The following is a 7,247-nucleotide window of genomic DNA, read 5'->3' as shown; positions in this document are numbered from 1 at the left end:
AATCAACCAAGACCACGTTCCCTGAGTTACTTGTTCACAACTTCTCTCTCTTGTTTGTATGAGTTGGCAGAATGCGCGCGCCTATTTCAGTTTGGCAGGATAACACCTTCAAAACAAAGTCTTCAAGCCTATAAGAATTTTGTGTGAAAGAGCATATTAGAGTCAGGTAAATAGCAGTTATATTCCGTTGCATCAGCATAGCGCACCCTATTCAAGGTCTTTCAGCTATGAATGCTATCTTGACGTTGGTTTTGTATGAAGCGATTTTATTGTTCTCAACCTTTGCTGTCGAGCCGACGACATCTATTCCAACGATGTTTCTTATCGTTTTCGCCGCTTCCTTCAAAGCATTTTCTGCAGCGTCTTGCCATCCACTTGTAGAATATCCAACAAGTTCTATGATTTTCACCACTGCCACATGTTCACCTCCTCACTGTCTGTGGTTCTCTGTCGATTTATAACGTATTCGATGTTTTCTGAATATCTGGCGAGCTCTCAGCGCGCACGCTCAAAAGTCAGTTAACTTGCTTGCTCATCTCTAATCCTCAACGTTTTTCACAAATCAAATCAAAGGCTATACTCGTAGCGGTCTCGATATATTTCCTGCATCTTGTTTGCCACATCTTCTCCTACTTCGCTTTAATATTCCCTATGGAAAAACTTGCGTCGCCATGTAACCCACTCGTGCAATTGGTTGCAATTAGTGACCGGTCTCTCATGAAGCCCATTAAGACAGGGCAACTGTGCGTGAGACATCATCACTCTTGTCTTGCGGTGAAATTTTAGCCCAACCAACCAACCAACTTGGTTTAGGTTTGGGGTTAAATTTTAATCCAACCAACCAACCAACTTAAAATTTAACCCCCAAAAGCGGATTTGTGGAAGAAATCACGAACACTTGTGAATAGGAACCACTCCTAGAGAAATAACTTTGAAAAAAGGTGGAGTTTGCTGGATTTAAGCGGTTGATGTCACCACTGGTCCCGTGTCCAAATCCCCGCGACCCCACCACGTGTAACAGTGGACTTGGGCACAGGCTGCTTTAGCTAAAGTTGGCAGTTCCCAAGCTTTCTATCTTTATTGGATTAATACCTGATTGAAATTAGGACTCTAAACGCTCTTTTAAGTAGGCCCCAATGAACATTGCAAAAATTCCGAGTAAAACTGGTAAGTTGCCTGTGCCTAGGCTTGCTACTGCAGAACCTGGACATTGACCTGAAATTCCCCAACCGATTCCAAATATGACTGCACCGATTATAGTTTTCCATGACAGAATCCCGCGTCTTGGTTTGAATTCACCACCAAGTACTGGCTTTTTTTGATATTTTGCTAATACGTTTATTGCAAAGGCTGTTACTAATGCTGCTCCGCCTAAGACGAATATTAGCCCCAAATCTTCTAATTTTAGGAAACTTAGGACAATTTCTTGTTTGGTCATTCCACTATATGATAGACCGAACCCAAACAGTATCCCGCCAATTAGTACGATTATGTTTCTTTTGTTCATGGTGAAACGCCCAATATATTAACAATGCTCGCCGTTACGATGCCAACGCCCATGAAAACGATAACAGAATATAGAGATGTTTTAGAAAGTGATGCTAATCCACTTATTCCATGACCTGAAGTGCATCCGCTGGATAGTCTTGTTCCAAATCCTACTAATAATCCGCCCAGAATTAACCGCCATAATTGAACTGAGGTTGTCCAAAATCCTGTCGGTGAAAGTGTAAGAGTGTGAATAAATGCTCCGATGACTAGACCTGTAGCTAACGTTAATCTCCAGCCTCTTTGTTTTATATTTGAGTCTTTCTGGAAATTTTTTCTTTTAGAGAACCAAGATAATGTGGTTGTAAAAAAGCTGCTTTGAGTTGCATGTAGCCCTGTTACTAGGTATATTAAAGATACTCCAATTCCAACTATTAGTCCGCCCAGTAAATATGGTTCAATTCCAAGAGGAAACATGAATACCTTTGATGTTCAGTTTTTGATTTAAGGTTTTTCCAACACTTTGTTTTATGATTTAGTTAATTTGAACCCGGCTTTGACCCATGCTTCTATTCCGCCTAAACAGTTATAGACGTTGTCAAATCCTGCTCTGAGCAAAATACTTGTTCCAAAACTGGACCGGTTCCCTGTTTTACACATAACGACTATCGGTTTATCCTTAGAAATTTCATCTGTCTGTTTCGGAAGGTGTCCAAGATAAATGCGCATTGCTCCTTTGATGTGTCCATCATTCCATTCTTTTTCACGACGAACATCTAAGATTGTGATTTCTTGGTTTGCCTCAATCATTTTTCTTAGTTCATGAACCGATAGTAATCCGTTTTTTGCAATAGGTAAACCTTGCTTATACCAAGCTTCTAGGCCACCTTCCAAGTATCCTGCAATTTTATCTAAACCAAGCCTAAACAAATTATCTGCTGCAAAATCCAATGCATGTAAATCTTCAACAACTAGCAAAATTGGTTTGTTATAATCTGCAACCCAGCCTACATTTAGTAACCTTTTGGGGGTCAGACTAAAGGAGTCTTTTATATGGGCTGCTCCAAAAGCTGCGGGAGTTCTTGTATCGATAATGTAAGAGTTTTCAGCAGTTTTCTTAAATTCTGAAGGAGTTAGAGGATGCGGAGTAGGTATTTCACCTAATATTGGGGGACCATTAAGATTGTAAGCTTCCATTTGCATGAAATATGGTGGAGTTTGGTGCTGTTCACTTGTTTTTTGTTTGATAAAAGCTTCTTTGGTTAGGTTCAACATTGGGTTTGTTTTCTTTTCGATTCCAATTGTGCTTATTTCTCTTTCTCTTATTTTGCCGCCGCATACTGACCCAGAACCATGAGCTGGGCACACTATTACTCCATCACCTAAGGATAAAAGTTTGTCATTTATGCTGTCATACAATCTTTCCGACATAGTAGGGGTCATTTTTTCTCCAAGAAAATCGGTTCTACCTACATCTCCTACGAAAAGTGTATCTCCAGTGAAGACAATTACAGGTTCTTCTCCACTTTCTAGGTCGTATAAAACATAACTTGTGCTATCTGGTGAATGGCCTGGAGTGTGCAATGCTTTAATTTTCAGTGTTCCCACATTGATTTCTTGGTTGTCTTTGATGATTTTGCCGAATCCCCAAGGCAGCCCGGGGCCGTGAAATATTGTAGCTCCTGTGAGCTTTTCTAGTTCTAAGGACCCGGTAACGTAATCTTCGTTTCTATGGGTTTCAAAAATATAGTTTATTTTTGCTCCCCAGTTCTTAGCAATTTGTTGATAGATTTTGCAGTCTCGTCTGGGGTCGATTACTGCTGCCTCATTGTTGTTTCCTATGATGTATGAAAGGTGTGAAACTATCTCTGATTTTACTGTTTGAATTAACATTGTAACGACCCTTTTTGTATTCAATTATAGTTTTACTTAAGATTTTTCAGTTGCTTGTTAAACTGTATTTTTTCTATGGAACTGGAAATGTGTAAACTATGGCAAGGACTATTAACAATGCGGGTATTGCAGCTAAAATTCCTGTTTTAATAAGCCTGTTTCTAGGAATAATTCCTGTTGAGTAGATTAGGGCCGTAGAGGGTACTCCTACTGGCGTTATGAATGCTATGGTTGCTGTTAGAGCTACTGCCATTACAAAAGGAACTGGTGTCATTTCTAAAATGTTTGCAGTTTCAATTGCTATAGGTATTAAAATTGCGGCGGTTGCGCTGTTTGAAATAAAATTCGTTAAGAGAAGCGAAATCAGGCTTAAAACGGCTATTATTACTATTATGGGAGATGAACCGTGCATAGATGCTATGGCACTGCTTATGCCGCTGGCTGCACCAGATTCAATCATTGCTTCGCCCAATAGAATTCCGCCTCCTACTAGAAATATTAATTCCCATTGGATTGATTGTAAATCTTTGAGGTCAAGTAGGTTTAGGCCGAACATTATTAGAACCGCAGTTACAGAAACTATGGCTACATTAGATACTGAAGTTGGCAATCCGAGCCAGCCTTCAAACTGGCTTCCCATGAACCAGAATAGTATTGTTCCCAAAAAAATTAGAAGTATTTTTTTCTGTGTGGTGGTTAGTTTTTCCATTTGTTTTTTTTGTTCAATTATTGCATCTAGGTTTAGTGTTATTTTTGGAGAGGGGTACAACTTTTTCAATAACAAAAAGGATGTTGCTAATATTAACAGAGAAACGGGTAAGCCGTAGTATGCCCATTCAATGAACCCAAAAGGAATTGTTTCTCCCAGTAATGCTCCAGCTATCATTGCAGGGGTGCTTCCTGTGAGCATGGCAGTGCCACCGATTGATGTGCTTATAGAGACTCCTAATAGCATCTTGCGTTTAAGATTAACAAGTTCTTCAGGCATTGCTGTCAGTATTGAGAGAATAACAGGTAAAATTACTGCTATTGCTACAGTGTTTGACATCCACATGCTTAGGAAGGCAGTGGCAGCTATAACTAGCAAAATTAGTCTATCTATTTTGCCTTTGGAGTAAGTTAGTAGGTTGTATCCAATCCATTTATCTAATCCATGTTTTTTTATTGATTGACCCAAAACAAGACCTCCAATCATAAGGAATATAATTGAGTTTGAAAAAGGAGCAAAGGCTTCTTTTGGATTAAATACTCCTAACAAAGTTAGCATTACAGGTATTGTAAGCCCAGTTATTGGTAAAGGAAATACTTCGAGCATCCAACAGCCTGCAGCAAAAACAAAAGTGGTTAAGGTTCTTCTTACAATCTCTGGCTGATTAAAAGTTATAAAATAGACCAGAAATGCGATAATTAGAACAAAAAACAAGTTTTTTCTTGAGTACAAAAATTTGGTAAGTTTTGGTGGAACTTCGAATGCAGTCCATTTAATTGGTTTACAAAAGTAGCATTCTTTCTTCTCTTCAGAATCTGCCTTTTGACTGGTTTTTTCGAGGTCTCCCATCCCTCATAATCTCCTTGGGAAGCAGAACTTGTATGATAAACGATAGAATTTAACTCTTAAGTGTCCTAAGACTTTCTGGTATTACTCGACCCTAAATGTTAAGTTACTATTTTAACCGACAACTCATTAAACTGTGCGCGCGCGCATTTCGAGAATTATGGAAGTCGATTCATCTGGTTGGCAGACGATGACTTCGGAGTAGGCAAAAGGGCTAGTGAACTAGCCAAAGAAATTATCCAGAAAGGGCTTTCTGAAGATTTGATGTGGTTTACCCAAGTAAGATGCGATGATATAATCAAACATCAAGACGCTCTACCTAAATTGCGGAAGTCAGGTCTCCGTTGGATCCTTCTAGGAGTTGAAAACTCAATCCAATCAACGCTTGAAACCTTCAGGAAGAATATTACTCCTGAAGACGCTAAGAAAGCGGTTAAGCTCTTAAAAAAGAATGACATCTTCGCCCAAGCGATGTTCATAATAGGTGAACGCAAAGATACAGCGGAATCAATCGCAGAATCAAGAAAGTTCATTGACGAATTGGATTCAGATTTTGTCATTTTCGCTATTCTTACGCCATTTCCTGGAACTGAGCTTTTCGAGGAGGCAAAAAAGAATGGGTGGATAGAAGACTCTAATTGGGCCAACTACGATATGGTACATTCAATAATGCCAACGGAAACCCTGTCAAGGAAAGAGGTGCAGGAAGAACTCTACAAATGTTATAGAAGCTTTTATGGTTCATGGAAAAGAAGACTTCAAGGATCATTTTCTAGAAACGAATTGAAAAGAAGAGTTTACTGGCACATGCTGAGTCGAGGTATACTTAAACAACTTAGAGGCCTTTTCTAGTACATATGACAATTTGCGCGCGCTGGGTTCATGCAAGGGGTAATTTTTTGTCCCCTTTTTTACCCCTCGTATTTTTGTTATGAGGGGTAAGTTTTTCTATACTTTTTACCCCTCGTATTATTAGCTTTAGTTTGTTATGAGGGGTAATTTTTCTTTGAGTTTTTACCCCTCACATATTATTCTCTATGGTACCATCCTGTACCTTCCTATACCATCATGGTACCCTTCCTTAATTGGGGGTAAAAAATGGTAATTAACCTTCCATTAACCGTCGTCCGTCGTTGGTCCGTCCGTTGTTTGTTGTTGTTGTTGTTGGGTTAAAATTTAATCCAACCAACCAACGGAGACGTTAATGGACGGCGGTTATGGACTTCCAAACAACTGAATGACCAATTTAGGATACACCCTAATGGTACAGGAAGGATATTACTGGAATAGGAAAAGGATAGGATAATTAGTTAGTAGTGCGACGGGTAAAATTCACTCAAAAACTACCCCTCATAATGAACTCAATATCCAACGCACATACGGCATAGTTAATGTTTATTTTTCTTCTTTTTTCTTTCTAATGATTTTAAGAACTACACCACTAGAAGTTGGGTCGGGGCAACGGACAAATTCTGTTGTAGTGCCATCAGGGTCAATTTCTTTTTCATAAGGAGTGCCTTCATATTTCCAAGGAAGCGTACCGCCATATCGGAGAACACGAATCATGCTGCTAACGCTATCCAGTAACCAAGGACACATAATTCCTCTATCTTCCGGATACTTCAGTTTATCACCTGCTTTGTGATACCCACAGCCCCCGCTTTCATAAATTTCAAGCTCGATTGTGTATCCCATTATGACTTTCCGTTGATATCCCATATTGTCACCAAAGCAAATTTTAAATTACTACATTGTTGCATCTATTTATCCATTTAGGTTTGGATTTTGGGTTAAAATTCGACCCATCAACCAACCAACCAATTGACTAAGCTGACGCTGATTGTCAAATGCATTCTTCGGCGTCAGCGTAAGGTGACGAATGCAACATACCGCCCTGACCTGACAAAAAGCAGAGTGATTTAGGTCAGGACAGGAAAGGTTCAGCTGGAAATGGACTGGCATCTAATAGGCAGGAATCAGGACTTCTTACCATATCAGATGGACATTCAAAAAGATAGAACTCAATGGGGTAGAATCGAGAAAAAATTATACCCCTTCTGACTGGTTCTTTGATTATTTGTTCTTCAGAATATCTAATGTCACAAGAAAGAGAAAAGGAAGAATTGCAGTTGCCAAAACAAAAATAAAGAAAGGGTGTTCGCAATTTTTCCCTTGGCTTTTTCATATGACGGTTATTCTTAGGTTTTCTTGGGCTTCCTAAGTATTGAACCCACATACAGCCCGATGAAACCAAGCACCAAAGCAAAGACAACATACTCCGCTACAATCATTTCCATCAGAAATGGCGAAT

Annotated in this window: 7 protein-coding genes; 1 reads left to right on the top strand and 6 read right to left on the bottom strand. The window is 39.4% G+C overall.

Annotation, left to right across the window (positions count from 1 at the left end; genetic code table 11):
* Nucleotides 1-211 precede the first annotated feature (211 nt).
* From OEX01_09015 to OEX01_08995, 5 genes are all read right to left on the bottom strand, one after another.
* Nucleotides 212-418, bottom strand: a complete 207-nt coding sequence (locus OEX01_09015; GenBank protein MDH5449121.1) for a dodecin family protein — start codon at nucleotides 416-418, stop codon at nucleotides 212-214.
* A 684-nt stretch (nucleotides 419-1,102) separates the two neighbouring features.
* On the bottom strand, nucleotides 1,103-1,507 hold the full coding sequence (locus OEX01_09010; GenBank protein ID MDH5449120.1) for a YeeE/YedE thiosulfate transporter family protein: 405 nt from the start codon (nucleotides 1,505-1,507) through the stop codon (nucleotides 1,103-1,105).
* On the bottom strand, nucleotides 1,504-1,965 hold the full coding sequence (locus OEX01_09005; protein MDH5449119.1) for a YeeE/YedE family protein: 462 nt from the start codon (nucleotides 1,963-1,965) through the stop codon (nucleotides 1,504-1,506). Before OEX01_09005 ends, OEX01_09010 begins: the two co-directional genes overlap by 4 nt.
* 51 nt (nucleotides 1,966-2,016) lie before the next feature.
* On the bottom strand, nucleotides 2,017-3,405 hold the full coding sequence (locus tag OEX01_09000) for an MBL fold metallo-hydrolase (protein ID MDH5449118.1): 1,389 nt from the start codon (nucleotides 3,403-3,405) through the stop codon (nucleotides 2,017-2,019).
* Between the two features lie 49 nt (nucleotides 3,406-3,454).
* A complete protein-coding gene (locus tag OEX01_08995) occupies nucleotides 3,455-4,939 on the bottom strand; it encodes an SLC13 family permease (protein ID MDH5449117.1) in 1,485 nt (494 codons plus the stop codon).
* Nucleotides 4,940-5,116: 177 nt separating this feature from the next.
* On the opposite strand from OEX01_08995, the gene OEX01_08990 reads away from it, so the two are divergent.
* Nucleotides 5,117-5,788 carry a hypothetical protein gene (locus OEX01_08990; GenBank protein ID MDH5449116.1) on the top strand — a complete coding sequence of 224 codons (672 nt, stop codon included), beginning with the start codon at nucleotides 5,117-5,119 and terminating at the stop codon, nucleotides 5,786-5,788.
* A 543-nt stretch (nucleotides 5,789-6,331) separates the two neighbouring features.
* On the opposite strand, the gene OEX01_08985 is transcribed toward OEX01_08990, so the two are convergent.
* Nucleotides 6,332-6,655, bottom strand: a complete 324-nt coding sequence (locus OEX01_08985) for a hypothetical protein (protein MDH5449115.1) — start codon at nucleotides 6,653-6,655, stop codon at nucleotides 6,332-6,334.
* Between the last annotated feature and the right edge of the window lie 592 nt (nucleotides 6,656-7,247).

Source organism: Candidatus Bathyarchaeota archaeon (assembly GCA_029882535.1).
In the GTDB taxonomy this organism is placed as follows: Archaea; Thermoproteota; Bathyarchaeia; order Bathyarchaeales; family SOJC01; genus JAOUKM01.
This window is presented reverse-complemented; position numbering and strand designations above follow the sequence as displayed.